Source organism: Pseudomonas sp. D(2018) (assembly GCF_005502555.1).
Lineage (GTDB): Bacteria > Pseudomonadota > Gammaproteobacteria > Pseudomonadales > Pseudomonadaceae > Metapseudomonas > Metapseudomonas resinovorans.
On the sequence record NZ_SCOK01000044.1, the window covers coordinates 1 to 23,861 of the forward strand.

At 64.1% G+C, this 23,861-nt stretch carries 26 protein-coding genes; 14 read left to right on the forward strand and 12 right to left on the reverse strand.

Annotated elements, in window-relative coordinates:
- Positions 1–15: 15 nt before the first annotated feature.
- Positions 16–426 (reverse strand): PA2817 family protein, encoded by a 411-nt coding sequence (locus FFS60_RS22210; RefSeq protein WP_028627291.1) that lies wholly within the window; start codon positions 424–426, stop codon positions 16–18.
- A 71-nt stretch (positions 427–497) separates the two neighbouring features.
- A complete protein-coding gene (locus FFS60_RS22215) occupies positions 498–740 on the reverse strand; it encodes a hypothetical protein (RefSeq protein ID WP_137823170.1) in 243 nt (80 codons plus the stop codon).
- A gap of 19 nt (positions 741–759) precedes the next feature.
- Here FFS60_RS22215 and FFS60_RS22220 point away from each other — a divergent pair, with 19 nt between their 5' ends.
- From FFS60_RS22220 to FFS60_RS22245, 6 genes are all read left to right on the forward strand, one after another.
- The gene (locus tag FFS60_RS22220) at positions 760–1,422 is read left to right on the forward strand and encodes a transglutaminase family protein (RefSeq protein WP_137823171.1); all 663 of its coding nucleotides are present in this window, start codon (positions 760–762) and stop codon (positions 1,420–1,422) included.
- 87 nt (positions 1,423–1,509) lie between these two features.
- On the forward strand, positions 1,510–2,427 hold the full coding sequence (locus FFS60_RS22225; protein ID WP_028627294.1) for a MoxR family ATPase: 918 nt from the start codon (positions 1,510–1,512) through the stop codon (positions 2,425–2,427).
- Positions 2,427–3,374, forward strand: a complete 948-nt coding sequence (locus FFS60_RS22230) for a DUF58 domain-containing protein (RefSeq protein ID WP_137823172.1) — start codon at positions 2,427–2,429, stop codon at positions 3,372–3,374. The genes FFS60_RS22225 and FFS60_RS22230 overlap by 1 nt, the downstream gene beginning before the upstream one ends.
- Positions 3,371–5,359, forward strand: coding sequence for a DUF3488 and transglutaminase-like domain-containing protein (locus FFS60_RS22235; protein WP_137823173.1), 1,989 nt, complete (start codon positions 3,371–3,373; stop codon positions 5,357–5,359). Before FFS60_RS22230 ends, FFS60_RS22235 begins: the two co-directional genes overlap by 4 nt.
- A 56-nt stretch (positions 5,360–5,415) precedes the next feature.
- Positions 5,416–6,177 (forward strand): CHAD domain-containing protein, encoded by a 762-nt coding sequence (locus FFS60_RS22240; protein WP_137823174.1) that lies wholly within the window; start codon positions 5,416–5,418, stop codon positions 6,175–6,177.
- Between the two features lie 117 nt (positions 6,178–6,294).
- A complete protein-coding gene (locus FFS60_RS22245; RefSeq protein WP_137823175.1) occupies positions 6,295–7,092 on the forward strand; it encodes an acyl-CoA thioesterase II in 798 nt (265 codons plus the stop codon).
- A gap of 145 nt (positions 7,093–7,237) precedes the next feature.
- Here FFS60_RS22245 and FFS60_RS22250 read toward each other — a convergent pair whose 3' ends face one another.
- The 3 genes from FFS60_RS22250 to FFS60_RS22260 form a co-directional block, all read right to left on the reverse strand.
- Complete coding sequence (locus FFS60_RS22250; protein ID WP_028627299.1) at positions 7,238–7,594, reverse strand: Mpo1-like protein; 357 nt, start codon at positions 7,592–7,594, stop codon at positions 7,238–7,240.
- Between the two features lie 95 nt (positions 7,595–7,689).
- On the reverse strand, positions 7,690–9,171 hold the full coding sequence (locus FFS60_RS22255) for a methyl-accepting chemotaxis protein (RefSeq protein ID WP_137823176.1): 1,482 nt from the start codon (positions 9,169–9,171) through the stop codon (positions 7,690–7,692).
- 106 nt (positions 9,172–9,277) lie between these two features.
- Positions 9,278–10,084, reverse strand: coding sequence for a TatD family hydrolase (locus FFS60_RS22260; protein WP_028627301.1), 807 nt, complete (start codon positions 10,082–10,084; stop codon positions 9,278–9,280).
- A gap of 235 nt (positions 10,085–10,319) precedes the next feature.
- Here FFS60_RS22260 and FFS60_RS22265 point away from each other — a divergent pair, with 235 nt between their 5' ends.
- A complete protein-coding gene (locus FFS60_RS22265) occupies positions 10,320–11,741 on the forward strand; it encodes a transglycosylase SLT domain-containing protein (RefSeq protein ID WP_028627302.1) in 1,422 nt (473 codons plus the stop codon).
- A 101-nt stretch (positions 11,742–11,842) separates the two neighbouring features.
- Complete coding sequence (locus FFS60_RS22270) at positions 11,843–12,277, forward strand: DoxX family protein (RefSeq protein ID WP_028627303.1); 435 nt, start codon at positions 11,843–11,845, stop codon at positions 12,275–12,277.
- A gap of 44 nt (positions 12,278–12,321) precedes the next feature.
- On the opposite strand, the gene FFS60_RS22275 is transcribed toward FFS60_RS22270, so the two are convergent.
- The 3 genes from FFS60_RS22275 to thpR all read right to left on the reverse strand — a co-directional run bounded on the left by FFS60_RS22275 (position 12,322) and on the right by thpR (position 15,101).
- A complete protein-coding gene (locus FFS60_RS22275) occupies positions 12,322–13,359 on the reverse strand; it encodes a lipase secretion chaperone (RefSeq protein ID WP_137823177.1) in 1,038 nt (345 codons plus the stop codon).
- A gap of 55 nt (positions 13,360–13,414) precedes the next feature.
- Positions 13,415–14,359, reverse strand: coding sequence for a triacylglycerol lipase (locus FFS60_RS22280; protein ID WP_028627305.1), 945 nt, complete (start codon positions 14,357–14,359; stop codon positions 13,415–13,417).
- Positions 14,360–14,570: 211 nt separating this feature from the next.
- Positions 14,571–15,101 (reverse strand): RNA 2',3'-cyclic phosphodiesterase, encoded by a 531-nt coding sequence (gene thpR / locus FFS60_RS22285; protein ID WP_137823178.1) that lies wholly within the window; start codon positions 15,099–15,101, stop codon positions 14,571–14,573.
- A 197-nt stretch (positions 15,102–15,298) separates the two neighbouring features.
- Here thpR and FFS60_RS22290 point away from each other — a divergent pair, with 197 nt between their 5' ends.
- Positions 15,299–15,607: a hypothetical protein gene (locus tag FFS60_RS22290; protein ID WP_028627307.1), complete on the forward strand. Its 309-nt coding sequence runs from the start codon at positions 15,299–15,301 to the stop codon at positions 15,605–15,607.
- A gap of 30 nt (positions 15,608–15,637) precedes the next feature.
- Here the strand turns inward: FFS60_RS22290 and greB are convergent, their stop codons facing one another.
- The 3 genes from greB to FFS60_RS22305 are packed head-to-tail and all read right to left on the reverse strand — an operon-like array spanning position 15,638 to position 19,357.
- The gene (greB, locus tag FFS60_RS22295; protein WP_028627308.1) at positions 15,638–16,135 is read right to left on the reverse strand and encodes a transcription elongation factor GreB; all 498 of its coding nucleotides are present in this window, start codon (positions 16,133–16,135) and stop codon (positions 15,638–15,640) included.
- 34 nt (positions 16,136–16,169) lie between these two features.
- Positions 16,170–18,674 carry an ABC transporter permease gene (locus FFS60_RS22300; protein WP_137823179.1) on the reverse strand — a complete coding sequence of 835 codons (2,505 nt, stop codon included), beginning with the start codon at positions 18,672–18,674 and terminating at the stop codon, positions 16,170–16,172.
- Positions 18,674–19,357, reverse strand: coding sequence for an ABC transporter ATP-binding protein (locus FFS60_RS22305; protein WP_028627310.1), 684 nt, complete (start codon positions 19,355–19,357; stop codon positions 18,674–18,676). Before FFS60_RS22305 ends, FFS60_RS22300 begins: the two co-directional genes overlap by 1 nt.
- A 10-nt stretch (positions 19,358–19,367) precedes the next feature.
- Here FFS60_RS22305 and FFS60_RS22310 point away from each other — a divergent pair, with 10 nt between their 5' ends.
- The 3 genes from FFS60_RS22310 to FFS60_RS22320 all read left to right on the forward strand — a co-directional run bounded on the left by FFS60_RS22310 (position 19,368) and on the right by FFS60_RS22320 (position 21,347).
- Positions 19,368–19,973 carry an arylesterase gene (locus tag FFS60_RS22310; RefSeq protein ID WP_028627311.1) on the forward strand — a complete coding sequence of 202 codons (606 nt, stop codon included), beginning with the start codon at positions 19,368–19,370 and terminating at the stop codon, positions 19,971–19,973.
- A gap of 56 nt (positions 19,974–20,029) precedes the next feature.
- Positions 20,030–20,311, forward strand: coding sequence for a hypothetical protein (locus FFS60_RS22315; protein ID WP_028627312.1), 282 nt, complete (start codon positions 20,030–20,032; stop codon positions 20,309–20,311).
- A 73-nt stretch (positions 20,312–20,384) separates the two neighbouring features.
- Positions 20,385–21,347, forward strand: coding sequence for a L,D-transpeptidase family protein (locus tag FFS60_RS22320; RefSeq protein ID WP_028627313.1), 963 nt, complete (start codon positions 20,385–20,387; stop codon positions 21,345–21,347).
- Positions 21,348–21,544: 197 nt separating this feature from the next.
- Here the strand turns inward: FFS60_RS22320 and oprI are convergent, their stop codons facing one another.
- Positions 21,545–21,796 carry an outer membrane lipoprotei OprI gene (gene oprI, locus FFS60_RS22325; protein ID WP_003448337.1) on the reverse strand — a complete coding sequence of 84 codons (252 nt, stop codon included), beginning with the start codon at positions 21,794–21,796 and terminating at the stop codon, positions 21,545–21,547.
- Positions 21,797–22,251: 455 nt separating this feature from the next.
- On the opposite strand from oprI, the gene FFS60_RS22330 reads away from it, so the two are divergent.
- Positions 22,252–23,526, forward strand: a complete 1,275-nt coding sequence (locus FFS60_RS22330) for a hypothetical protein (protein ID WP_137823180.1) — start codon at positions 22,252–22,254, stop codon at positions 23,524–23,526.
- 19 nt (positions 23,527–23,545) lie between these two features.
- Positions 23,546–23,830, forward strand: a complete 285-nt coding sequence (locus FFS60_RS22335) for a GNAT family N-acetyltransferase (RefSeq protein WP_028627315.1) — start codon at positions 23,546–23,548, stop codon at positions 23,828–23,830.
- The last annotated feature ends 31 nt before the right edge of the window (positions 23,831–23,861 follow it).

Consider the following 23,861-nt stretch of genomic DNA (forward strand, 5'->3'; position numbering starts at 1 on the left):
GCCCCGGAGTGGGGCTCAGTGCTTGCTGCCATTGTCCGGCAGGGCTAGCAACCGCTTCTCCTGGTTCCAATCGAAGGGCTCATCGTTCTGTTCCGCCTCGTAGCGGCGCTCGTCGAGGCGCTGGAACAGGTCGATTTCCTCGTCGGGCATGAAGTGCAGGCAATCGCCGCCGAAGAACCAGAGCAGGTCGCGCGGCACCAGGTGGGCGATCTGCGGGTAGCGGTGGAAGACCTGGCTGATCAGGTCCTGGCCCATGTACAGGCTGCCTTCCGGGTCGCGCGGCAGTTCACTCATCAGTTCGTCGAAACGTTCGACGAAGAGCGCGTGGTTCTCCTCGGGAACCTGTTCGGCCTCGCCCAGGGCGACCAGGATGCTGCGCAGGTGGGCGAGCAGAGCGAGGTGATGGTCGAGGTAGGGATTGGCCATGGCGGATTTCCTGAAGCTGGATCGGGCGCGGGAGTATAAAGTCCTCCGCGCCCGCTGTCCTGCCTGCGGGCTCAGCGGACCTTGCCCTGGCTGAGCGGGAGTTCGTCCTTGGCGAAGTCGTCCACGTCTATCACGCGTCGCCGCGCCGTTTCAGTGGCACGAAGCTGCGGGGCATCTGCCGTCTCGATCCTCCTTGAGGGCGGCGCAGGGCCGTCACGCGCTTGGTCGCCACCGGTAACCATGGCGACAGGAACGGCGAGCTTGGCCGGAATGTCGTACCCCGAGCGGAAAAGTGCTGGATAGACTGGGGCCATTGCCCTGAGGAGAACCTCCATGCAGCGCTACTTGCAGCCCGGCCGCTTCGTTGATAGTGACCACCCCCTGGTGGTCGAGTTCGCCGAAAGACACCGTGGCGCCAGCCGCGACCCCATTGACCAGGCTGTCAGCCTGTACCTCTCGGTGCGCGACGAGATCCGCTACAACCCCTACGTATTCAGCCGGGTACCCGAGACACTCAAGGCCAGCCACGCGCTGGCTGCCGGGGAGTCCTATTGCGTGCCCAAGGCGATCCTCCTCGCCGCCTGCGCCCGGCATTGCGGCATTCCCGCGCGCATCGGGCTGGCGGATGTGCGCAACCACCTGGCTACGCCCAGGCTGTTGGAATTGCTGCGCAGCGAAGTGTTTGCCATGCACGGTTACACCGAGCTGTACCTCGACGGCCGCTGGGTGAAGGCCACGCCGGCGTTCAACCTGGCGCTGTGCCGTCTCTTCGACGTTCCGCCACTGGAGTTCGATGGCCGTCACGACAGTGTCTTCCACCCGTTCAATCGCCAGGGCGAGCGCTACATGGAATACCTGGCGGACCATGGTCAGTTCGACGATCTGCCGGAGGCGCTGTTCTTCGACCACCTGGCCAGCGTTTACCCGCACCTGTTCTGCGAGGGCGCGGCTTTCCTTTCCGGTGACCTCCATGCGGAGGCCGGCACAGCGAGCTGACGCACAGTTTCATGAGTAAAGTTTGCCGGGCGCTTTGCCATTGTCCGGCCTGCCAGTAGCATCGTCGCATTACACAGGGAGCGATGAATGCGAACGAAACTGGACGCCTGTCTGCACGCGGTCAACCAGGTACTGCTGGGCAAGGAAGCGCAAGTGCGCCTGGCCCTGACCTGCCTCCTGGCCCGCGGGCACCTCTTGATCGAAGACCTGCCCGGCATGGGCAAGACCACCCTGGGCCATGCCCTGGCCAAGGTGCTGGGGCTGAGCTTTCAGCGCATCCAGTTCACGTCGGACCTTCTGCCCGGCGACATCCTGGGCACCTCGGTGTTCGACAAGGACAGCAGCCAGTTCGTCTTCCACCCCGGCCCGGTGTTCGCCGAGCTGGTGCTGGCCGACGAGATCAACCGGGCTACCCCAAAGAGCCAGAGCGCCTTGCTGGAAGCCATGGAAGAAGGGCAGGTGACCATCGAAGGCGCGACCCGCCCGCTGCCGGAGCCTTTTTTCGTCATTGCCACCCAGAACCCGGTGAGCCAGGGCGGCACTTTCGCCTTGCCGGAATCGCAACTGGATCGCTTCCTCATGCGCCTCTCCCTCGGCTATCCGGCCAGGGCCGCGGAAAAGGCCCTGTTGCAGGGCGAGGCGCGTCGCGCGCTGTTACCGCGTATGGAGCCTGTCTTCACCCATGCCGAACTGGGGTTGATCCAGGCGGAAGTACCCAAGGTGGTGGCTCGCGACGCGCTGGTGGACTACGTATTGCGCCTGGTGGACGCCACGCGCAGCCAGCCGCAGTTCGCCTGGGGGCTTTCTCCCCGTGCCAGCCTGGCGCTGCTGTCGGCGGCCCGTGCCTGGGCGCTGCTGGCGGGACGCGACTACGTGATTCCGGAAGATGTCCAGGCCGTGCTGCCCTCGGTGGTCGGCCACCGCCTGCGTGAGCGTGCCGATCCTTCAGGACATGGCGGCGGCGCATTGGTGCAGTGGCTGCTGCGCGAAGTGCCGGCGCTCTGATGCTGGAGTTCCAGGTCGCTCGCTGGCTGGCCCGGCGTATCCCGCCGGCCAGTCAGGTACGTCTCGATCAGCGGCGGATATTCATCCTGCCCACCCGCGCCGGCGCCGCCTTCGGGTTGGCCCTGGTGCCCATGTTGCTGGTGGCGATCAACTACCAGAACAGCCTGGCCTACGCGCTGACCTTCCTGCTGCTCTCCATATTCCTCGTGGCCATCCTGCATACCTTCCGTAATCTGTCGGGGCTGAACCTCAAGGCCGCGGGCGGCGCGCCGGTGTTCCTCGGCGAGCAGGCGCATTTCCACGTCACCCTGGAAAGTGGCGGCCGCGAACACCAGGCCATTGCCCTCGGCTGGCTGCCCTTGCCCCTGCAGGTGCAGGACGTAGTGGCTGACGGCGCCTGTGGGGTGGAGCTGCACCTGCCGACCGAGCGCCGCGGTTGGCTGCGGCCCGGGCGCTTGCGCGTCGAAAGCCGCTATCCCCTCGGGCTGCTGGTGGCCTGGAGCTGGGTGGACCTGGATCAGGCGCTGCTGGTGTATCCGCGGCCGCTGGAGGGCGATCTACCGCTGATACCGGGACACGGCGACGAGGACGGCGACGATGGCCAGCATGTGCTCGGCGCCGGCGCGGATGACTACCAGGGGCTGCGTGCCTACCAGCCGGGCGACTCGCGCCGACGCCTGCACTGGAAGGCCTATTCGCGAGGGCAGGGTTTGTTCGTGAAGGACTTCGCCGCGTTGGCCGGGCGTGATCTCTGGCTTGACCTGGAGCCGCTGGACGGCGACCTGGAAAAGCGCCTGGGCCTGCTCTGCCATTGGGTGTTGCAGTTCTCCGCACGCGGCCAGCCCTTCGGCTTGCGCCTGGGGAGGCAGGAGCTGGCGCCGGATACCGGTGAGGCCCATCGAGAGGCCTGCCTGCGCGCCCTGGCGCTGTTCGGGGGGCAGCAATGAAGACCGGCCTGCCGATCACCCGCATCAGCCTCACCTGGCTGCTGGTCGCCCAGGTGCTGGTGATCCTGCCGCACTTGCCTTACCTGCCGCTGTGGATCATCGCCATGTGGCTGGGCTGCGCCGGTTGGCGCATCCAGATCTTCCGCATGCGTGCGCAGTACCCCAGTGGCGTGGTCAAGGCCGCGCTGATCCTGGCCATGGCCCTGGGCGTGTTCCTCTCACGGGGCACCCTGGTGGGGCTGGAGGCGGCCGTCGTGCTGCTGGTGGCGGTGTTCATCCTCAAATTGGTGGAGTTGCGCAGCCAGCGCGACGCCCTGGTGCTGATCCTGCTGGGCTTCTTCACCCAGGTCACTGCCTACCTGTTCAACGACGGCATGCTCGCCGCCCTCTACAGCCTCTTGCCCCTCTGTGCCTTGCTGGCCGCCCTGGTGGGGCTGCAGCAGAGCCGCTTCGCCGAGCGCCCGCTGGTGCCGCTGAAAGCCGCCGGCAGCCTGCTGCTGCAAGCGGTGCCACTGATGCTGCTGCTGTTCCTGTTTTTTCCGCGGCTGGGGCCGCTCTGGTCACTGCCGCTGCCGAACGACAAGGGTGTCACGGGGCTGTCGGATGCCATGAGTCCGGCCGACATCGCAGAACTCAGTCGCTCCGGCGATCTGGCCTTCCGCGCCAGTTTCGATGGGCCGGTGCCGCCGATGAGCCAGCTCTATTGGCGCGCGCTGACTCTCGAGCGCTTCGATGGGCGTCGCTGGTCCCAGTCCCTGGGTGCCCAGCATGCACCGGCTGCCGACTGGCGCAAGGAAGGTGAAGCGCTGCGCTACAGCATCGTCATGCAAGCCAGCGGCAGGCCCTGGCTGTTTGGTCTGGATGTCGCCGAGACGAGCGAGGAGGGCGTGCGCGCCACGGCCGACTTCCGTCTGGAACGACGTCGGCCGGTGGACCGTTCGCTGCTCTACCAGGTCACTTCCTGGCCTCAGGCGGTGCGCGAGCCCGAGGGTAATCCCGGAACACTGAGCCGGACCCTGCAGTTGCCGCCCGAAGGCGAGCCGCGCACGCGGGCCTGGGCGACTGAGCTCAAGCAACGGCACACCGATCCGCAGGCGCTGGTGGATGCGCTGCTGGCGCATTTTCACCGCGAACCCTATGTCTACACGCTCAAACCGCCGCCGCTGGGGGCGGACAATATCGATGGTTTCTTGTTCGATACCCGTCGGGGGTTCTGCGCTCACTACGCAGGTGCGATGACCTTCGTCTTGCGCGCCGCCGGCATTCCCGCACGGGTGGTGGCCGGGTACCAGGGAGGCGAGCTCAATCCGGCCGGCAACTACGTGCTGGTGCATCAGTTCGATGCCCATGCCTGGGTGGAGTACTGGTTGCCGGGGCGTGGCTGGATCAGTGTCGACCCGACCTTCCAGGTGGCGCCGAACCGCATCGAGCAGGGCCTGGAAGAGGCCGTGGCGGGGGAGCAGAGCTTCCTCGAGGGTTCACCCCTGTCGCCCTTGCGCTATCGACAGTTGGCCTGGCTGAACCAGGCTCGGCTTGCCTGGGACAATCTCAATTACGGCTGGCAGCGCTGGGTGCTGGGTTATCAGGGCGAAGCCCAGGTCGAACTGGTGCGGCGCTGGTTCGGCAGCCTGGACAGCCGTGCCCTCGGCGTGGGCCTGGTGGGGGCCGGCGCGGTGCTGATGGCAGTACTGGCACTGTTTCTGTTCGCCCCCTGGCGGCGTGAACGCGACCCGCAATTGCGCCAGTTCCAGGTTTTCGAGCGGCTCCTGGCGCGTCATGGCGTGGTGCGCGGCAAGGGTGAAGGGCCGCGGGCCTTCGCTGAGCGAGCGGCTCGCGAGCTGCCGCGGCAGGCTGCGCTGATCCGTGCTTTCCTTGGGGCTTTCGAAGCGAGCCGCTATGGCAGTCGCCAGGGGCTCGACCCGGCCAGGCCCCTGCGTGCCCTACGTAAGGGATTGCCCTGGCGCCTGCGGGGCGTGCGCGGATGATCCATGCTCAATAGTGCCGCGCCCGTGTATGGGCCTGATACCTGGAGAGTCTGAACATGGCCAGTTCGCTGGACGACCTGATTGCTCAGGTGATTGGTCTTGAAATTCGTCTGAACGCCTGCATCGAACGCCTGGCCGCCGGGACGGATGACGAGGCCCTGCATGACCTGCGAGTAGCGACCAGGCGCCTGCGCAGCTTGCTGCGTCCGTTTCGTGGGCTGCCCGCAGTGGATGTGCTGAGCCAGGCTGCGGCTGACGTGGCCACGCTGAGCGGCCCGCTGCGGGACCTGGAAGTCCTGATCGTCGAACTTCGCAGTCACGGCCTGGACCGACTGACGCAGGATCACGAGCAAGCGCGGCGCACCGGCTATGCGCAGTTCCTCCTGGCGCCGGAACTGTCGCGCTTGTTTCAGGTGCTCGGCGCCTGGCCGCATCTGATGCGGGTGTGTGATCGCGAAGGGCTGCTGAAGGGGGGGCGCAAGGCCATCGAAAAGTTCCTTGCCAAGAGTCGGCGTCGGCTCGAAGACGGGCTGCGCGACCCCTCGCACGACCGGCATCGCCTGCGTCTGCTGATCAAGCGCCTGCGCTATGGGCTGGACGCTTACCCGGGAGTCGTCGAGCTGTCTCCCAAGACCCGGCGTCTGCTGGTGGGGGCGCAGTCCGCGCTGGGCAAGTGGCACGACCATGTCCAGTGGCTGGCCCGTGCGGAGCGGGAGCCGGACCTGCGACCGCGAATTCGCGCCTGGCAAGTGGCGCTGCATGCGGCGGAAGTTCGCTCGGACCGGGTGCTGGAGAAGCTCTTGCGGCGCCTCGCCTGAACCGACCTTGGCCGTTCTCCCCTTGGTGTTGGCGTGGCTGCCTTGCGGCGCGACTTTCGAGCCGGAGAGGCAATGCCCTAAGATCGCCGCTTGGGCGTTTCACTACAGGGATTTCTGATGAACTTTTCCGAATTGATCCAGGCGGCTCGCAGCATTCCGAGCGGCGTGGTAGTGCCTGCGACCTGGGGGCAGGGGCGGGCGGTCTTCGGTGGCGTGGTCGCCGCACTGGCCTTCGAAGCCATGCGGGCGAAGGTCGAGCCGGGCCGGCCGGTGCGTTCCCTGGCGACCACCTTTGTCGGTCCTCTGGAGCCCGAAGTACCGGCCAGTTTCGAGGCCGAGTTGTTGCGCGAGGGTAAAGCGGTGAGCCAGGTGTTCTGCCGCGTGGTGCAGAAGGGGCAGGTGGTAGCGCTGGTGCAAGGCAGTTTCGGTGGGTCGCGCCAGTCGGTGGTGCGCATGGATGCTGAACCCGCTCCCGAGATGAAGCCGGCTGCCGACTGCTTCGAACTGCCCTTCATTCCGGGCGTTACCCCGGAGTTCACCCGTCATCTGGCCATGCGCTGGTCCATTGGCGGCATGCCATTCTCCAACAGTCGCGAGCGTGACATGGGGGGCTGGGTGCGTTTCCGTGGAGACGTGGCGCGTGAACCGATTGCCGAGGCCCACCTGCTGGCCCTGGTGGATGCCTGGCCGCCGGCTACCGTGCCGCACCTGCCGGAGCCCGCACCGGGCAGCACCCTGACCTGGACCATCGAATTCGTGCAGCCACTACCGAAGCTGGATACCCACGACTGGTGCAAGTACCGCGCGCGCATCGAGCATGCCCGCGATGGTTATGGCCACGCTGCGGCGGCCTTGTGGACGCCGGACGGCGAACTGGTGGCCATGAGTCGGCAGACAGTGGTGGTGTTCGGCTGAGCCCCAATCCATGGCACTAACGCTTTGGCTGGAACTGTCGTCATCCCGTATCCGTAGGATGGCGTTGAGCGAAGCGATACCCATCAGTGCTGATAGACGGGAATCGCAAACTCCACCGCTCCAGCGAACTACCGTGCGCCGGTTTTCAGCGCTTCTTGCGCCAGTTGCGCCACCACTGGCCACTGAGCAGGAAGCGCGGAAAGGTGACGAATTGCTCCACCAGTAGTCGGCCTATGGCGTCCTTGCGGTCGCTGAATGGCTCTGGTTGCACCCCTTCGAGCTTGTGCCCGCGCCCCTGCAGGGCCAGGGAGGCAATGATGCCGATGATCCCCAGCACGAATGGCCGGAAGCTGAAGCTGAACAAGCCATAGACCAGGGTGATCGCCGCGACGATGAACAACGGCACGGCAATCACATGCAGGATCAGGTTGGCGGGATGCTGGTGGTTGTCGGCGTAGGTCCGCCATTGCCATGCATGCAGATTGGGAAGTCGTTTGCCCATGACCGGCTCCTTGAGGGAATGTCGGCAGCATAGTCCGGCCCTTGCGAGCCGGCGAATGCCTTCTTCCTATGGAGCAGATAGGCCACTGCGAGTCGTCAGGCGCGCAGTTTGAGCTGGCGTATGGCCTGGGATAGCTCGCTGGCCAGCCCCGCCAGTTCATTGCTGGTGGCGGCGGATTCCACAGTCTGGCTGACGGTGAGTTCGGTGACGTCGCGAATACCCACCACCGCGCGGGTCATTTCCTCGGCCACCTGGCTCTGTTGCTCGGCCGCCACGGCGATCTGTGTGTTGCTCTGGCGCATCTGCGCTACCGCGCCAGTGATGGCTGCCAGGGCCGCGCCGGCTTCATGGGCGGCCTGCACGCAATCATCGGCCTTGATCGAGCTTTCTCGCATGAACTCCACCGCGTCGCGCGTACCGGCCTGGAGCGTGTTGATCATGCTGGTGATCTCGTCAGTGGAGTCCTGTACGCGCTTGGCCAGGTTGCGAACCTCGTCCGCCACCACGGCGAAGCCACGGCCCATTTCCCCGGCGCGAGCGGCCTCGATGGCTGCGTTCAGCGCCAGCAGGTTGGTCTGCTCGGCGATGCCGTGGATGACGTTGACCACGCCGCTGATCTTCTGGCTGTCCTCGGCCAGGCGCTGGATGGTTTCGGCGGTCTGCTGCACCCCGGAGGAAAGCCCGGCGATGGAGTGCTCGACGCGTTCCACCACCAACTGCCCGGCACCGGCTAGCTGGTCGGCATTTTGCGACTGGTCGCGGGTGTCCGCCGCATGCTGGGCGATGTGGTGGACGGTGGCGGACATCTCGTTGATGGCGGTGGCCGCCTGGTCGGTCTCGCTCTGCTGGCCGAGCATCCCCTGACGGACCTCACCCATGCTGTTGGCCAGGCGTGCGGCCCCCTCGTCAAGGCGGGCAACGGCCTGGGCCACGGTGCTGACCACGCGTTCGTAGCCGGCCTGCATGGCATTGAAGGCGCTGGCCATCTGGCCCACCTCGTCACGGCTGTCGAGCGGCACGCGGGCAGAGAGGTCGCCGCTGCGCTCGACGTGGAGCATCACGTCCTTGAGGGTGTTCAGGTGGCTGAGCAGGAATCGGATCAGCAGCTGCGATGCCGCCAGCAAGGCAACCATCAGCAGGAACACGGAAATCGCATACTCGATGGCGCGGTCACCGAACAGCTGGATCAGGCTCGGGCTGCTGGCCAGCACTGCGACACGCTGGCCGTCGGGGCGCTCGATCACCTGGGCGCCGGTGGTGGGATCACTGCCGAGCAGGTTGTCGTGCTCCAGTGCCACCCAGCCATTGGCCTTGGCCAGGGCGTGGCCGCCGGGCAATTGCGGGGCGCTGCCAGCGTTGAATGTGATGATCCGGGGCGAAGCGGGAAGGGGCTGATCGGCGGGCCAGGACTTGAGCAGCTGCGCTTGGGTCGCGGCGGCGGCGCGGGCATCGTCGGCACGGCCCTGCTGCTCCAGGAGGAGCGCGTGCAAGACCAGCAGCAGGGTGGTGAAGAAGGCGACCGCGTTGACGGCCCAGAACTTGTACTTCAGGGAAATATCGCGAATCCAGGTACCCATGATGTTCTTCTTGTGACTCGGACAGTATTGGCAAGGTGCCAGTATTTTCCGACAGAAATTTCCTACCGGAGTTGATCCGAGTCAACAGGAAACGGGGTCGCGTCGCTCAGTCGGTGGCCGGCAGCCCGAAGAAAGCGCGCGCGCATGCGGTGGTGTGAAGGGCGAGTTCTTCCTGGCTTTCGCCACGGTGCAGGGCGACCTCTCGCAGCACTTCGGTGAGGAAGGCCGGTTCGTTGTGGCCGTGCTTGGGCTTGGGTCGCAGGGAGCGAGGCAGCAGGTAAGGCGCGTCGCTTTCGAGCATCAGGCGGCCACGGGGAATGTCGCGCACCAGGGGGTGCAGGTGGGTGCCACGGCGTTCGTCGCAGATCCAGCCGGTAATGCCGATGTGCAGGTCGAGGTCGAGGTAGCCGTAGAGAGCGCGCTTCTCGCCGGTGAAACAATGCACGACGGCGGCGGTCAACCGGTCGCGGAACTCCCGCACGATGGCCAGCAGGCGTTCGTCGGCGTCGCGTTCGTGGAGGAACACCGGTTTGCCCAGTTCGACGGCCAGGGCCAATTGTTCTTCCAGGGCTTTTTCCTGCTGCGGGCGTGGTGAGAAATCGCGGTTGAAGTCCAGGCCGCATTCGCCTACTGCACGTACCCGCGCTTCACCCAGCAACGCGCGCAGTTGCCGTTGGCTATCGCTGTTCCAGTCACTCGCTTCATGGGGATGGACGCCGGCGGTGCTGAACAGGCGCAGGCCGCTTTCATCCAGTTGCTCGGCGGCCAGCAGGGCCTTCTCGCTGTCTTCGAGGCTGGTGCCGGTCAGCACCAACTGACAGACGCCGGCTGCCCGGGCGCGCTCCAGCAGGGCCCGGACGTCGCGGGCGAGGCTGGGGTGGGTCAGATTGACGCCGATGTCGATGAGTTGCATGGTGCTACCTCAGGTTGGAGCAGGGCAGCATAACAAAGCTCGAAATAATTCTAAAAAAATCAATATTTACAGGAACTTGGCGGCATATGTTGAAGTCGATACCACGCTTTGACTGGCTTCGAGCGCGAAGCTGTGACACTCTCCGCGCCCCTCGCTCGCCAGCCAAGGATTCGCGGCGCAGCAGCTCTACACGTTCGGGCGCGCGCTGACACCCCGCCCAGTCCCTGGAGAATCGATGACGCGACCGCTGCTCTTCCTGCTCTGCTTGCTGGCGCTGCTGCCCTATCCGGCGAGCGCGCGCCTGGCAGGGCCGCCGGAAGTCTGGCAGCAGCCGGCAGAAGCTCGGGACCTGGCACAGATTCGTCGCACGGGTGTGCTCAAAGTGTTGGTGAACCAGAGTCGCAACAGCTCCGGTGAGGTCAAGGGCGAGCCGGTCGGCGTCGAGTACCACCGCATCCGTGCTTTCGAGCAGTTTCTCAACCGCAACGCCCGCGACGGGCGTGAAATCAAGCTGAAGATCTTGCCCAGGTCCAAGGACCAGTTGCTTGCTGCGCTACAGCGAGGCGAGGGCGATCTGGTGGCACCGGGAGAACTGATCAATCAGCGCGTTGGCGCTAATGTCAGCGCCAGTGCGCCACTGCGCAAGGATGTGCCGCTGGTGCTGGTCAGCCGCCAGGGGCAGCGCCGTTATCAACGCCTGGAGCAGTTGTCCGGTCGTAGCATCGCGCTGCCCGTGGGCAGTGCCGCCGGCGAGGCGTTGCGCCAGGTGAACGAGAAGCTTGCCGGGCGTAAGCTGGCACCCATCGTTGTTGAATGGGTCGATCCGACCCTGGCGGTGGAGGATGTGCTGGAGATGGTCCAGGCCGGCATCTTTCCACTGACGGCGGTGGAGCAGCCGATCGCCGAGCGCTGGGCCAAGGTGATGCCCAAGCTGCGCCTCGACAGGCACCTGGTGCTGGACCGGCAGGGAGACATGACCTGGTTCGTCCGCCGGGATGCTCCGACACTGCGAGCCAGCGTCAACCGATTCCTGGCCGGGTACCGGGCGCCGGATGACCAGGACGCGGCTTTCCAGCGCGTGTATCGGCGCTTGTACAGGGTGCATAACCCCCTGGCGCGCAACGAACGCCAACGCCTTGAACGGGTGCGCCCGGTGTTGCAGCGCTACGCGGACCAGCACGACTTCGATTGGCTCAGCCTGGCCGCGCTTGCCTATAAGGAGTCCAGCCTGAACCCCGCCGCCAAGGGCGCCAGCGGCGCCACCGGGCTGATGCAGATCACCCCCGGCGCGGCGCGTAGCGTCGGAGTGGGGAACATCCAGAAGCTCGATAACAACGTGCAGGCTTCTGCCAAGTATCTGGCCATGCTGCGTCGTAACTTCTTCGCCAGCGCCCAACTCGACGAGCGCGAGAGAATGGCCTTTGTCCTCGCTGCCTACAACCTTGGTCCGCAGCGGGTCCAGGCGATGCGTGCCGAGGCCAGGCGCCGTGGCCTGAACTCGAACCAATGGTTCTTCCAGGTGGAGCGCATCGCCGGTGAGCAAGCGGGTATGGGCGTCGTGAGCTACGTCAACAGCGTGAACAAGTACTACCTGGCGTACGACCGCGAGCGTTATCTACTGGAACCTTCGAAAAAGGCCGGTAAGACGCGTAAATAATCGAATTAATCGATTATTTCGCTAAGAAATTTGCGATTTTAATATCAAATAATTCTACTAAGCTTGTGTTCATCGACTCCCACAACACAAGGAACACCTCGATGAGCAACCCGATCAAACCCATCCTCGCTACTAACGCCGGTTATGGCATCACCTTGCTACGGATCATTACCGGCCTGACCTTCATGGCTCATGGCGCACAGAAGCTCTTTGGCATGTTTGGCGGTCACGGCCTGGCGGGTACCGGGCAGTGGATGGAAAGCATCGGCTTGACTCCCGGCTACCTCATGGCCCTGATGGCGGGAAGTGCGGAGTTCTTCGGTGGCCTGGCCCTGGTGATCGGCTTGCTGGTGCGTCCGGCCGCAGCTGCACTGGTCGTTGCGATGGTGGTGGCCGTGTTCAGTGTGCACTGGGCCAGCGGCTTCTTCATCACCAACGGTGGCTACGAATACGCCATGATCCTCGCCCTGATCAGCGGCACCCTGCTGATCGAAGGTGCCGGCAAGATGTCCCTGGATCGCAACCTGGCCAACTGAACCAGGCAATGAAAGAGGCCCGCTTCGGCGGGCCTCTTTGCGTTTCAGGGCTGCTTTTTCCGTGCCGCTGCCAGTTCGGCCGCGGCACGGAGGCGCAAACGCTCCTGCGGATTGAATCCTTCTTCTTCCAGGCGGCTGATGGCCGCAGCCTTGTCGCTCGGACTGAGGCCCTCGCTGGCCTCTATACGCGTTTTTTCCTTCAGGTAGGCCTGCAATCGCTGCTGCCAGTGCAGGCGTTGCTGATCCAGGGTTTCCAGCCTGGCCGTGGCCTCGGCGCCGACCAATTGCTGGCGCAGCTGGCGAACCTGCTCAGGGCTGCCGCCTGCGGCCTGAAGCGCACCCACTTGGGCACGGAGTTCCGCCTGGAGCTGGCTGGCAGCCATGGCCTGCAGTGCCTCGGGCAGAGTGCTGCGCAACTGGTCGATGGCCGCAGCCTTGCCCGCAGGGTCCAGGGCGGTATCCCGCTGAATGGCCAGGCGCTGCAGCGTAAAGCCGTTGTAGGCTTCTTCGTTGGCGAAGAACGCCTGATGAGCATCGGCGCTGAATATCCTCGCCCGCAGCGCTTGTACCGCCGCTTCCCGCTGGCGCAGGGCCGTGAGGTCGGCGAGCAGCGGCAGTTCGCGCTCCAGTTGCACCAGTTGGCGCTTGTAATCGAGGTACTGGTCAAGCAATGCCAGTGCCTGTTCCTCGGCCGGTGCGTCCAGTTGCTCGGTGATATGGCCCCACAGGCGCTGGATGCTGCCGCTCAGGGGTTCTTCTCCCTGGGTGCTGAGGAAGTAATCGAAGATGCGCCGGATGTCCTCAGTGACGAGCAGGTTGCCTGCGGCATCGAGATGGAAGCGGCCATCCACGTCCGTTCCGGCCAGCGACGCAGGCATGGCTTGCTTGTTGGGCGGCGTCACAGGGGGATTGCCTGGAACGAGGACGGTGGTAGGTGCCACCGCCAGTGTGGTTGGCGTGGCGGCAGTTCTGAGTGGCGGGGCGCCGCCGGAGGCCGCCGGGGCCGGATTGCCGCCCCATTGCAGCAGGATGGCCAGGGCGCCGGCAAAGGCGATGGGAAGCAGCAGCAGAAGTTTTTTCACTGGAGCTCTCGGCAGGCTGGGCAAGTGCGGGGCCGGAAGACCCCGCGGAAGGGGCTCAGAGCCCGTCGTTCTTCAGCCGGTTGGCCTGTTGACGATAGACGGTGACCGGATCTGTTTCGAACAGGCTGGTCAGTCCAAGCGTCTGGTTGACCTCGTCCAGGTGGTTCATTCGGTAGTTGTCGCGGATGACTTTGCCCAGGTGCGAGCTGCAGCGTCCCACGAGGCCGTCGTTGGCTTCGCCGTTGAAGGCCAGGGAACTGGCACCGAGCAGGGCATCGCTGACATCCAGCACGTTGGTCAACGGGCTGGTTCCACTCCAGGAGTAGTAGCGCACGCCATTGACCTGGTAGGCACCTTCTCCACAGGACGTGGTGGGCAGTCCCTGCGGGAATCGGGCGTTGAAGGCGGCGGCACCTTGGCTGTTGAGTGACGCCAGGGCGCCGAGGGCGTTCTGCTGGAGGTCGCTGCTGCTGCCGGAGAGGAAGTTGATCAGCGCACCCAGGCCGTTGACGATGCCGGCCAGCAAGACTTCGCCGGCAGAGCCTGGCGGCACGTTGCGGATGAAGTCGGCGGTGGCCGAACCCTTGTGTGGCGCGCCAACGCTCGTGGCGGAGGCGACCAGGTCAGGGCGTACGGCAGCCACGTAGCGAATGGTCGGGCCGCCATGGCTGTGACCGATCAGGTTGACTTTGGGGCTGCCGCTGATCGCGACGATTTCTTCTACCTGCTCGAGCAGCTCTTCGCCGCGGGCTTCGGTGGTGTTCAGCTGACTGACTTCGGTGACGTAGACGCGGGCGCCGTCGCGGCGCAGTGCAGAGGGAACGCCGTACCAGTAGTCGACGCCGAGGATGCTGTCGAATCCGAGCATGCCGTGGGTGAGGACGATCGGGTAGCGGGTCTGGGTATAACCGCTGGAGCCGAACCAGAGGGCCTGGGTCTGTCCGGAGGCGGCGAGACCGGTGGCAAGGCATAGGGCGAGCAGGGTCTTGTTTTTCTTCATGTGCGCTCTCGACTGTTGTGCGTGGGAGGGCCGGACTGCATTCCGTGGCGCGGCCACGCCCATCCTGGGCGTGCACTTCAAGCAGGGCGAATGGCAGGAATCATGCCACCGGACGCGAGATGCGGATAAGTGCTCTGGATTGGGCTTTTTGCAGATGTTTACATCCGTTCACCCAATGATGTCGGCGAGTTTCCTGTTACGGGGCGAAACGTCAGGCTGGGGTCGGAGGCCGCAACGGCCATTGTCCGATGGCGTGATAGCGGGTGCCCCTGGCGCTGTTTTCCGAGGCATAGAGGGTGAATTCGGTGGCCGGCCAATCGAAGGTTGGGGTGAGTGCGGAGGGCAGTCTCGGGCAGTGGCGGGCCAGGGTCAGGTGGGGCTTGAACGGGCGTGTCTCCAGGTTGAAGCCTGCACTTAGCAATGTTTCACGCAGACTGTGCTCCAGGTCGGTCAGGGCGGGTGGAGTCCTGCTCGGTGCCAGGTACAGCAAGCCGTTCTTCCAGCGCGCCAGGCGATCCAGCTGCAGGGTGAACGCCGTGGGCGTCAGGCTTGCGGCCAATGCCTCCAGTGACGCCACCTGGCCTCGGGGTTGCGAGCCGAGGAAGGCGAGGGTCATGTGCAGGTTCTCGGGCGCCACGGACTTGCCATCGATGGGGTTCCGGGCGCGCCAATCGCTGATGTCGCGGACCAGTTGCGGGCAGCAGGGAATAGCGAAGAACAGGCGCAGCGGCGGGGTGCTCATGGGCGTCTCGCAGGGCGAAGTGGTCGCCTTGACAGTATTGCGCGGGCTTCTCTAGGATGTCGCCCCATGCGCCGATTTAGTCAGCTACTTGCGGGGCGCGGAAGTCTTCAGAGACTTCGAAATACCGCTAAAGCGCTGGTTCGGTGTCGCCTCTCACCGCTGCCCAGCGGGATCCAATGAGGCGGAGACATGACACCATGACCTGTCCCCAACCGCTGCTCCGACTAGCCCCGATCACCACTGGGCTGGTATTGCGCAATCCCCGAATACTGCTCGGCGGTTCCCATCAGCCGACACTCCTGCGTTATCTCGAAGGTTGGCCCCAGCGCTGGGGTCGCCCACGCAACTTCCTCATTCAGTTCGTTCGCGAAGGCGAGTCGCTCGCGCGTTTCTCGTCCGACAGCTTTGACATGGCCGTGATCCAGGCGCCTTCGGCGGAGGCGCTGCCAGAAGCGCTCAGCCAACTGGTGCGGGTGGCGCGGCAGGGGCTGATTACTCGCCGTTGATTCGTCGCGTATCGCCCCAATCCCGTCGCTCTACGGATAATCGATCTCGACCACGTACCAGGTCTTTTCCCCCGTCGGGGCGTTGACCCGCACTTCGGCGTCCAGCGCCTTGCCCACCAAGGCGCGTGCCAAGGGGGAGTCGATGCTGATTTGGTTCTGCTTCAGGTCGAATTCGTCGGGCCCGACGATGCGGTAGCGGGCTTGCTCGCCATCGTCGTCTTCCAGGGTCACCCAGGCGCCGAAGTAGACCTTGCCGGGGTCGGCCGGACGTTCGCGCACCACCTTGAGGTTTTCCAGACGCTTGGTCAGGAAGCGCACGCGGCTGTCGATCTCTCGCAGCATCTTCTTGCCGTAGGTGTACTCGGCGTTCTCCGACCGGTCTCCCTGGGCAGCCGCTTCGCTCACGGCCTGGGTGACCTTGGGCCGGCGTACGTGCCACAGCTCATGGAGCTCAGCGCGCAGGCGGGCTTCGCCTTCCGGGGTGATCAAGGGCGTTCCGGCGGTGCGGGGTGGGCGATAACGGCTCATGGCGGTCCTGCAGGAATTCGGGAGGCAAAGCCTATCAAGCTTCGCGCAGGACCGTCAGTGGGCTGGCGTTGAGTGCGCGTCGCGTGCCAATCACTCCGGCGGTACCGACCAGCAGGGCGCCCAGCAACGGCAGCAGGAGCAGCCAGGGGTGGGGCTGCCAGTGCAAGTCAAAGGCGAAGCGGTAGAGCAGGGCGCTGACCAGTTCGCAGCCGAGTGCCGCGAGCAGACCGCTGCAGGCACCGAGCAGCGCAAACTCTGCACGCCGTGCCTTCAGCAAGAGCTGCCGTTCGGCGCCGAGCGCGCGGAGCAAGGCGCCTTGGCGGATGCGCTCGTCCAGCGTGGATTGCAGTCCGGCGAACAGCACGGCAAGACCTGCGGCGAGGACGAAGAGCAGCACGAACTCCACGGCCAGGGTGACTTGGGCCAGGATGCTACGCAGCTGCGCCAGGATGGCCTCCACCTGCAGCAGGGTGACGGCGGGGAAGGCACGGGACAGCTCCACCAGCTCGCGGTCGTGGCGCGGGGGCAGGTAGAAGCTGGTGAGGTAGGTGACGGGGAGGTCGGAAAGGGTGTCCGGGGCGAAGATCATGTAGAAGTTCGGCTGGAAGTTGTCCCAGTCCACTTCGCGCAGGCTGGTCACCTGGGCATCTCGCTGCAGGCCGCCCACGCTGAAACTGAGGCGGTCGCCAAGCTTGAGCCCAAGGCTTTCGGCGAGCTTGGCTTCCACCGATACGCCCGGCAACGCGCCTTTCGGCAGGTCAGTCCACCAGTGACCCGCCACCAGCCGGTTATCACTCGGCAGCATGGCCGACCAGGTCAGGCTGAGGTCACGCTGCACGGCACGCTCGCCCTGGGATTCCTTGCTGACGAGCTTGCGTACAGCTTCGCCATTGATGGCGGTGAGGCGGCCAGGCACCACTGGGTAGAGTGGTGTGGGGTGGGGCGAGAGGCTGGCAAGGCGTTTGGCGAAGGCCTCCTTCTCGGCAGGCAGGACATTAAGGGCGAAATGGTTAGGTGCGTTCTCCGGTAGCTGGTTTTGCCAGGTGTCCAGTAGTTCGCCGCGCAGCAGTGCAATCAACGCCATGGCCAACAGGATCAGGCCGAATGCCAGCGATTGTCCGGCTGCCGCCAGGGGGTGGCGCAACAGTTGGCCGAGGCCCAGGCGCCAGGGCAGGGTTGCACTGGCCAGGAGTCGCCGCAGTCCTTTCAGTCCAGCCAGTAGCGCGCCGCCCAGCAACAGGGCGGCGACCAGGCCGCCGCCGAGCAGTGCGAGCGTGAGTTTCAGGTCGAGGCTCAGGCGCCACATGATCAGGCCGAGGGCTAGAAGTGCGGCACCGTATATGAGCCAGGCGCTGGGGGGCAGCGGCAGCAGGTCGCGGCGCAGAACCCGCAGTGGTGGAACTCGACCCAGCGCAGCCAGTGGCGGCAGGGCGAAGCCGGCAAGGGCAAGCAGTCCGGTGGCGATTCCCGCCAACGCTGGCACCATGCCACCGGAGGGAATCACTGCTGGCAGCAACCCGCCCAGCAGTTTGAACAGCACCGCCTGCGCAAGCCAGCCGAACAGGGCGCCCAGCGCACTGGCGAGCAGGCCCAGTAACGCCAGTTGCAGGCCGAATAGAAGTAGGGCTTCACGGCGAGACAATCCAAGGCAGCGCAGCAAGGCGCTGGCGTCATAGCGGCGCGCGGCGAAGCGAGCGGCGGACAGGGCCACGGCAACCCCGGCGAGCAATACGGCAGCGAGACTGGCCAGGTTCAGGTAGCGCTCGGCACGGCCAAGGGCGCCGCCGATCTGGCGGTTACCCTGGCGAGCGTCTTCCAGCCGCTGGTTGGCCTCCAGGCCGGGTTCAATGGCAGCCCGGTAACGACTCAGGCGTTCATCAGGGCCACTCCAGAGTTCGCGATAGCGTACGCGGCTGCCGGGCTGTACTACACCGGTCGCTTCGAGGTCGTCCAGGCTGATCAGCACCCGTGGGGTGAGGCTGTAGAAGTCGCCGGCGCGATCCGGCTCGTAGGTCAGCACCCGTGTCAGGCGCAGGGTCTTCTGGCCGACGTCGATACTGTCGCCGGGTTTGAGATTCAGGGTGGCGAACAAGCGTGCCTCGGCCCACGCTTCGCCGGGTTCGGGGCCGCTGCCAGTCGTTTCTTCGCCATAGGGCTGCGCCGCGCTCTTCAGTTCCCCGCGCAATGGATAGGCGAGGTCGACGGCCTTGACGCTGGATAGCTGGATCCCGCTGTCAGCGGCGATCACGCTGGAGAACTCCACCGCGCGGGCGTGCCTCAGGCCTAGCTGCAGGCCGCTGTCGATCTGTTCGGCCTTGGCTGGAGATGAGCCACTGAGCAGCAAGTCGGCACCGAGGAACTCAGTTGCACGTAGCAGCATGGCGGCATTGAGGCGGGCACTGAAGTAGCCGATGGCACTGCTGGCGGCGACTGCGACCAGCAGGGAGAAGAACAGCACGCGTAGCTCGCCGCTGTGGGCATCGCGCCACAGCTGGCGTGCGGCCATTGCCAGCAGGCGCGCGAACGGCAGTCGTCGCATCAGGGCTCCACCTGCTCGACCAGGCGCCCGCCTTCGAGGCGGATCAGGCGACGGCAGCGATGGGCCAGACGCTCGTCATGAGTCACCAGTACCAGGGTGGTGCCGCGTTCCTGGTTGAGCTGGAAGAGCAAGTCGCTGATGCGCTCGCCGGTATGGCTGTCGAGGTTGCCGGTGGGCTCGTCGGCGAAGAGCACATCGGGCTCGGCGGCAAAGGCGCGAGCGATGGCGACTCGTTGCTGTTCGCCACCGGAAAGCTGGCGCGGATAGTGGCTGAGTCGCTGGCCAAGGCCGACCCGCTCAAGCAGTTGGCGTGCGCGTGCGCGGGCATCCCGGTGACCTTCCAGCTCCAGCGGGAGCATGACGTTTTCCAGTGCGTTGAGGTTGTCCAGCAACTGGAACGACTGGAACACGAAGCCGACATGTTCTGCGCGAACCCGCGCACGCTGGTCTTCGTCCAGGCTCGACAGGGCGCGGCCCGCCAGGTGCACTTCGCCGGCACTGGGCAGGTCGAGCCCGGCGAGCAGGCCAAGCAGGGTGGATTTGCCAGAGCCGGAGCTGCCGACGATGGCCAGGCTGTCGCCCTTGCCGAGGTTGAGGGAGAGGTCGTGAAGGATGGTCAGCTCGCCTTCCGCGCTGGGAACCACTTTGCTAAGGTTCCGCGCATCGAGAATGCTTGCGCTCATGGAGAATCCAATGCGTGCCTGGTTGTTGGGCGGCTGCCTGTCCCTGTTTCTGTTGGCGCAGGAGGCCATGGCGGGGACCGTGCTGGTCGTCGGCGATAGTATCAGTGCCGCTTTCGGGCTGGAATCCAGTCAAGGTTGGGTGTCCTTGCTGGAGAAACGCCTTGCCGAGAAGGGTTACAAGCAGCGTGTGGTGAACGCCTCGATCAGCGGCGACACCAGTGCTGGTGGGCTGTCCAGGCTTCCCGCGCTCCTAGCTGAGCACAAGCCGGAACTGGTGATAATCGAGCTTGGTGGCAACGATGGATTGCGCGGCCAGCCGCCGGCGCAATTGCAACAGAATCTTGCCAGCATGATCGACAGCTCCAAGGAGCAGGGTGCCTCGGTGCTGCTGCTCGGTATGCGCTTGCCACCGAACTATGGGGCTCGTTACATCACGGCTTTCGCGAATGTCTACAGCACGCTGGCCGCGGAGAAGCAGGTGCCGCTGGTACCTTTCTTCCTCGAGGGGGTGGGCGGTGTGCCGGAAATGATGCAATCCGATGGGATTCACCCTCGGGCGCAGGCCCAGCCGCGGTTGCTGGACAACCTGTGGCCGACCCTGGAACCCATGCTCTGACGCTTTTCCCGCGGCTCGCTTTCGGCTAATGTTGCGCACCCTCCCTGGAGTCCTCCATGCCGCGCCCCGTCTGGTCCCTGTTTGGCTACAAAGTAATAGAGCCTGACGAGCAACTCGACCTGTTCGCCTGTCGCGAAGTGCGTCTGCATCTGGTGGCACGCCAGCTCGAACTGGGAGGTTTCGCCGATCGAACTCTTTGCGGTGGCCTGCTGCCCGCTCAGCCGCGCTGGAGTACTCTGGAGCTGCAGCTGTTGCGTGACCGTCGCCTGTGCTCCAACTGCCGTTCTACCCTCGAAGCTCAGCGTCAGGGGCAGCACTCGGTCTGGTCGGAAGCCTGAGGGCTCCCGGTGCGGCTCGCGCCGGTGTAGAATTCCGAGTCTTTTAATCAGTCAATTTGTCAAGGATTCCCGGATGTTGCCGCGCTTTACAGCCGTCGCCCGCTCCCTGTCATTAGCGTCCCTGCTGGTGGCTGGCCCCGTTGCAGCCCTTGAGTTGCCCCTGCCGCCGCCCGGCGAAGACATCGTCGGCCAGGTTCAGGTGATCAAGGCCAAGTACGAAGACACCTTCGCCGATATCGGCGTTGCCAATGACCTGGGCTACCTGGAAATGGTCGCAGCCAACCCCGGCGTCGATCCCTGGCTGCCTGGCGCGGGCACCGAGATCATACTGCCGACCCGCTATATTTTGCCGGCGGGGCCGCGCGAAGGCATCGTGATCAACCTCGCCGAGTACCGGATGTACTACTTCCCGAAAGGGCAGAACGTCGTTCATACCTATCCGCTGGGGATTGGTCGTGAAGGCTGGGGTTCGCCCATCGCGCACACCACCATTACTGCCAAGACCTCCAACCCGGCCTGGTATCCGCCCAAGTCCATCCGGGAAGAGCATGCGGCGGAAGGCGACCCGCTGCCTGCCGTGGTGCCTCCGGGCCCGGACAACCCGCTGGGGCCGTTCAAGTTCAAGTTGGGCGTGCCGGGTTACCTGATTCATGGTTCGAACAAGAAGTTCGGTATTGGTATGCGCGTTAGCCACGGTTGCTTCCGCATGCTGAACAACAACGTCCTGGCCTTGGCAGCCATGGTGCCGGTGGGCACGCCAGTGCGCATCATCAACGAGCCCTACAAGTTCGGCGTCAGTGGCGGCAAGGTCTATCTGGAAGCCCACGCACCGCTGGATGACCACGGCGACCCGTCGGTGGTGGACAAGCACACCGCCGTGATCAATGCGCTGCTCAAGCGTGAGGAGTTGGTCAACACCATCCGCCTGGACTGGGACGTGGTGCGTGAAGTGGTTGCGGCTGAAGACGGCCTGCCGGTGGAAATTGCCGAACCCAATTCGGCGATGGCGGCCAGCACGCTGAACACTGCGCTGTAAGCAAATTCGCGCTTGAAGTAAGCCCGCTGAGCGATACGCCAGCGGGCTTTTCTTTTGCCCGCCAGTTTGATGCGCATGACTCAGGCTCTTGGGTAGAGAGAGGTGACAGGTTAAGCCGGTAAACGGGGGGTGAAAAAGTGAGGGCAATAAAAAAGCCGATCCAGCGAACTGGATCGGCTTCATAGCCTGAAAGGCTATTACTTGCGGCTGGCTTTTTCCAGCATACGCAGGGCGCGCTCGTTAGCCTCGTCAGCGGTCTGCTGGGCTTTCTGAGCGGCGGCCAGAGCTTCGTCAGCCTTGCGGTAGGCTTCGTCAGCACGGGCTTGAGCGCGAGCAGCTGCATCTTCAGTAGCAGTCAGACGGGCTTCGGTTTCTTTGGATACGCTGCTGCAACCGGTGGCCAGAACTGCGGCCAGAGCCAGAGCAGAGAATTTCAGAACGTTGTTCATCGTGTTCCCCTTAAGGTGGACATTTCCATAAAGCAATTCCCCGAGCTTGGGAAATTAGCCGGCGTACATACTACCCATAACTTGTAGTAAGTAAACTCACCTTACGCAAGGCAGGCACATTTTTTTCAGCTTGCCGGCTAGTTCACGAGCAAACAGCGAGGTCGCTGATCAAAAAACAGGCAGCTTGATTGTTCTTTGATCAGTCGAAATACCAAGTGTAGGCCCAAGCCAGCGGCTCGGGCAGGTTCTTGCCCATCTTCTGACAAACGTTACCTTGACCTGGGGCGGGGTTGTTGTTCGGGGGCGAAATTTGCTTTGAAAAAGGGAACTTTTTCAGAGAGCCGGGAATTATCTTCATCTATACAAAGAGCGGCCGTGGTAGTGCCTTCGGGTGGCTGATAAGCTCTCCTGGCTTCCGATATCCATAGCGAAGCGCAGACTTCAAGGACGTCACTATGTCGAAGATTTTCAAGTGGGGATTGCTCTCGGTTCTGGCCGTGGGTCTGATCATCAAGTTGTCGCTCTGGTGGTCGGTCAGATCGATCATGGATGACGCCATCAGCAAGTTGTCGCCGGTAATGGATATCACCTACGGCGGCATAACTTCCTCCTTTGATGGCCGGGTCGGCCTGGAGAATCTTCAACTTCGTGTTCCGGCCATGGGGGACAGCCTGCAGGTGCAGCGGGCTGAGCTGAAATTCAAGAGTCTGAGCGAACTTCTCAGCTTCAAGGAGCGCCTGGCAGAGGGAAAGTTTCCGGAGCAGATGGCGGTCAGCTTGAAGGGCATCGCACTGGACGTGCACGGTCCGTTCATGCAGCAGCTGTACAACAGCCCGGCAGAGCGCAGCGTGTTCACGGCAATGAGTGAAGTGGCTTGCGGCGAGGTGCGCAATATCGGTACCGACGAGCTGCTGGAGATGGGCTATCGCACCCTGGAAACGGACGCGGAGTTCTCCTACCTGTTCCAGCCCGGCGCACAGAAGCTGAGCCTCAATCTGACTTCCGATACCCGCGACATGGGTGAAGTGCGCCTCAGTCTGTCCTTGTCTAACATGTCGGAGAAGCCGGGTGACCTCAGGGTCAATCCGCCGCATCTTTCCAGCGTGATTTTCGAACTGAACGACAACCAGTACCAGCGCAAGGTCCAGCAGTTCTGCGCCGGCAAGCTCGGCCAGTCCGCCGATGTGTACCTGAACACGGCAGTGCAGCAGTTCGACACTGTGCTGCGCAGTCAGCGAGTGGCCCTGGGGCAGTCGATGCTGGACGCCTACGGTCGCTACCTGAAGGACCCGCAGTCGCTGCGCGTGGAGCTGACGCCGAGCGACGGCATGGCCTGGGATGGGCTGCAGTTCTTCGATGCCAAGGATGTGGTGACCATGTTGCGTCCGGCCGTTCTGGTGAACCAGGAGCTGGTGCAGCCGGTCGAATTCGCCTGGGTCGATCCGGCGGCAGCGCGAATCGAGCACACGGCGCTGGAAAAGATCACGGCAGAAGGGGGAAACGAAGACGTCGAACGTGCCGTGCAGCAGTATGAGTTCGTCAATGTTGCCGACCTATCGGGATATGCCGGCAAACGGCTGCAGTTCATCACCTTCGATGGCGCCTATTACCAGGGTGTATTACACAAGGTGGAGAACGGGAAGGCGTATCTCAGTGTGCAGTTCGGTTCCGGCACGGCTGAGATGTTCCTTCGGCTGGAAAAGATAGATAAGGTACGGGTCAGGTTTTAGACCCCTCAGAGGAGTAGTGATGAGCGAGGCATTGTCCATCCACCATGACCAGGCAGGTCATCAGTTCGAGACCACCGTGGACGGTCATCGTGCATACCTGGCCTATATGGACCTGGGTAAACAGACGTTGGACATCTATCGCACATTCGTGCCGAACGTCCTGCGTGGTCGCGGGATTGCCGCGGCGCTGACTGAATCAGCCCTGGAATTTGCCGAGGATCATGGTTACACCGTGATCCCATCCTGCTCCTATGTCGAACGCTATATCGAGCGCCGCCAGCGTCAGTCCCACCAGAACGGCTGAATAGGCGCGCAATGAAAAACGCCGGGCATTT

Excerpts from the sequence above, each read along its gene's own strand:
- FFS60_RS22210 (WP_028627291.1), bottom strand. The coding sequence starts at position 426 with ATGGCCAATCCCTACCTCGACCATCACCTCGCTCTGCTCGCCCACCTG.
- FFS60_RS22215 (WP_137823170.1), bottom strand. The coding sequence starts at position 740 with ATGGCCCCAGTCTATCCAGCACTTTTCCGCTCGGGGTACGACATTCCG.
- FFS60_RS22220 (WP_137823171.1), top strand. The coding sequence starts at position 760 with ATGCAGCGCTACTTGCAGCCCGGCCGCTTCGTTGATAGTGACCACCCC.
- FFS60_RS22225 (WP_028627294.1), top strand. The coding sequence starts at position 1,510 with ATGCGAACGAAACTGGACGCCTGTCTGCACGCGGTCAACCAGGTACTG.
- FFS60_RS22230 (WP_137823172.1), top strand. The coding sequence starts at position 2,427 with ATGCTGGAGTTCCAGGTCGCTCGCTGGCTGGCCCGGCGTATCCCGCCG.
- FFS60_RS22235 (WP_137823173.1), top strand. The coding sequence starts at position 3,371 with ATGAAGACCGGCCTGCCGATCACCCGCATCAGCCTCACCTGGCTGCTG.
- FFS60_RS22240 (WP_137823174.1), top strand. The coding sequence starts at position 5,416 with ATGGCCAGTTCGCTGGACGACCTGATTGCTCAGGTGATTGGTCTTGAA.
- FFS60_RS22245 (WP_137823175.1), top strand. The coding sequence starts at position 6,295 with ATGAACTTTTCCGAATTGATCCAGGCGGCTCGCAGCATTCCGAGCGGC.
- FFS60_RS22250 (WP_028627299.1), bottom strand. The coding sequence starts at position 7,594 with ATGGGCAAACGACTTCCCAATCTGCATGCATGGCAATGGCGGACCTAC.
- FFS60_RS22255 (WP_137823176.1), bottom strand. The coding sequence starts at position 9,171 with ATGGGTACCTGGATTCGCGATATTTCCCTGAAGTACAAGTTCTGGGCC.
- FFS60_RS22260 (WP_028627301.1), bottom strand. The coding sequence starts at position 10,084 with ATGCAACTCATCGACATCGGCGTCAATCTGACCCACCCCAGCCTCGCC.
- FFS60_RS22265 (WP_028627302.1), top strand. The coding sequence starts at position 10,320 with ATGACGCGACCGCTGCTCTTCCTGCTCTGCTTGCTGGCGCTGCTGCCC.
- FFS60_RS22270 (WP_028627303.1), top strand. The coding sequence starts at position 11,843 with ATGAGCAACCCGATCAAACCCATCCTCGCTACTAACGCCGGTTATGGC.
- FFS60_RS22280 (WP_028627305.1), bottom strand. The coding sequence starts at position 14,359 with ATGAAGAAAAACAAGACCCTGCTCGCCCTATGCCTTGCCACCGGTCTC.
- thpR (WP_137823178.1), bottom strand. The coding sequence starts at position 15,101 with ATGAGCACCCCGCCGCTGCGCCTGTTCTTCGCTATTCCCTGCTGCCCG.
- FFS60_RS22290 (WP_028627307.1), top strand. The coding sequence starts at position 15,299 with ATGACCTGTCCCCAACCGCTGCTCCGACTAGCCCCGATCACCACTGGG.
- greB (WP_028627308.1), bottom strand. The coding sequence starts at position 16,135 with ATGAGCCGTTATCGCCCACCCCGCACCGCCGGAACGCCCTTGATCACC.
- FFS60_RS22300 (WP_137823179.1), bottom strand. The coding sequence starts at position 18,674 with ATGCGACGACTGCCGTTCGCGCGCCTGCTGGCAATGGCCGCACGCCAG.
- FFS60_RS22305 (WP_028627310.1), bottom strand. The coding sequence starts at position 19,357 with ATGAGCGCAAGCATTCTCGATGCGCGGAACCTTAGCAAAGTGGTTCCC.
- FFS60_RS22310 (WP_028627311.1), top strand. The coding sequence starts at position 19,368 with ATGCGTGCCTGGTTGTTGGGCGGCTGCCTGTCCCTGTTTCTGTTGGCG.
- FFS60_RS22315 (WP_028627312.1), top strand. The coding sequence starts at position 20,030 with ATGCCGCGCCCCGTCTGGTCCCTGTTTGGCTACAAAGTAATAGAGCCT.
- FFS60_RS22320 (WP_028627313.1), top strand. The coding sequence starts at position 20,385 with ATGTTGCCGCGCTTTACAGCCGTCGCCCGCTCCCTGTCATTAGCGTCC.
- oprI (WP_003448337.1), bottom strand. The coding sequence starts at position 21,796 with ATGAACAACGTTCTGAAATTCTCTGCTCTGGCTCTGGCCGCAGTTCTG.
- FFS60_RS22330 (WP_137823180.1), top strand. The coding sequence starts at position 22,252 with ATGTCGAAGATTTTCAAGTGGGGATTGCTCTCGGTTCTGGCCGTGGGT.
- FFS60_RS22335 (WP_028627315.1), top strand. The coding sequence starts at position 23,546 with ATGAGCGAGGCATTGTCCATCCACCATGACCAGGCAGGTCATCAGTTC.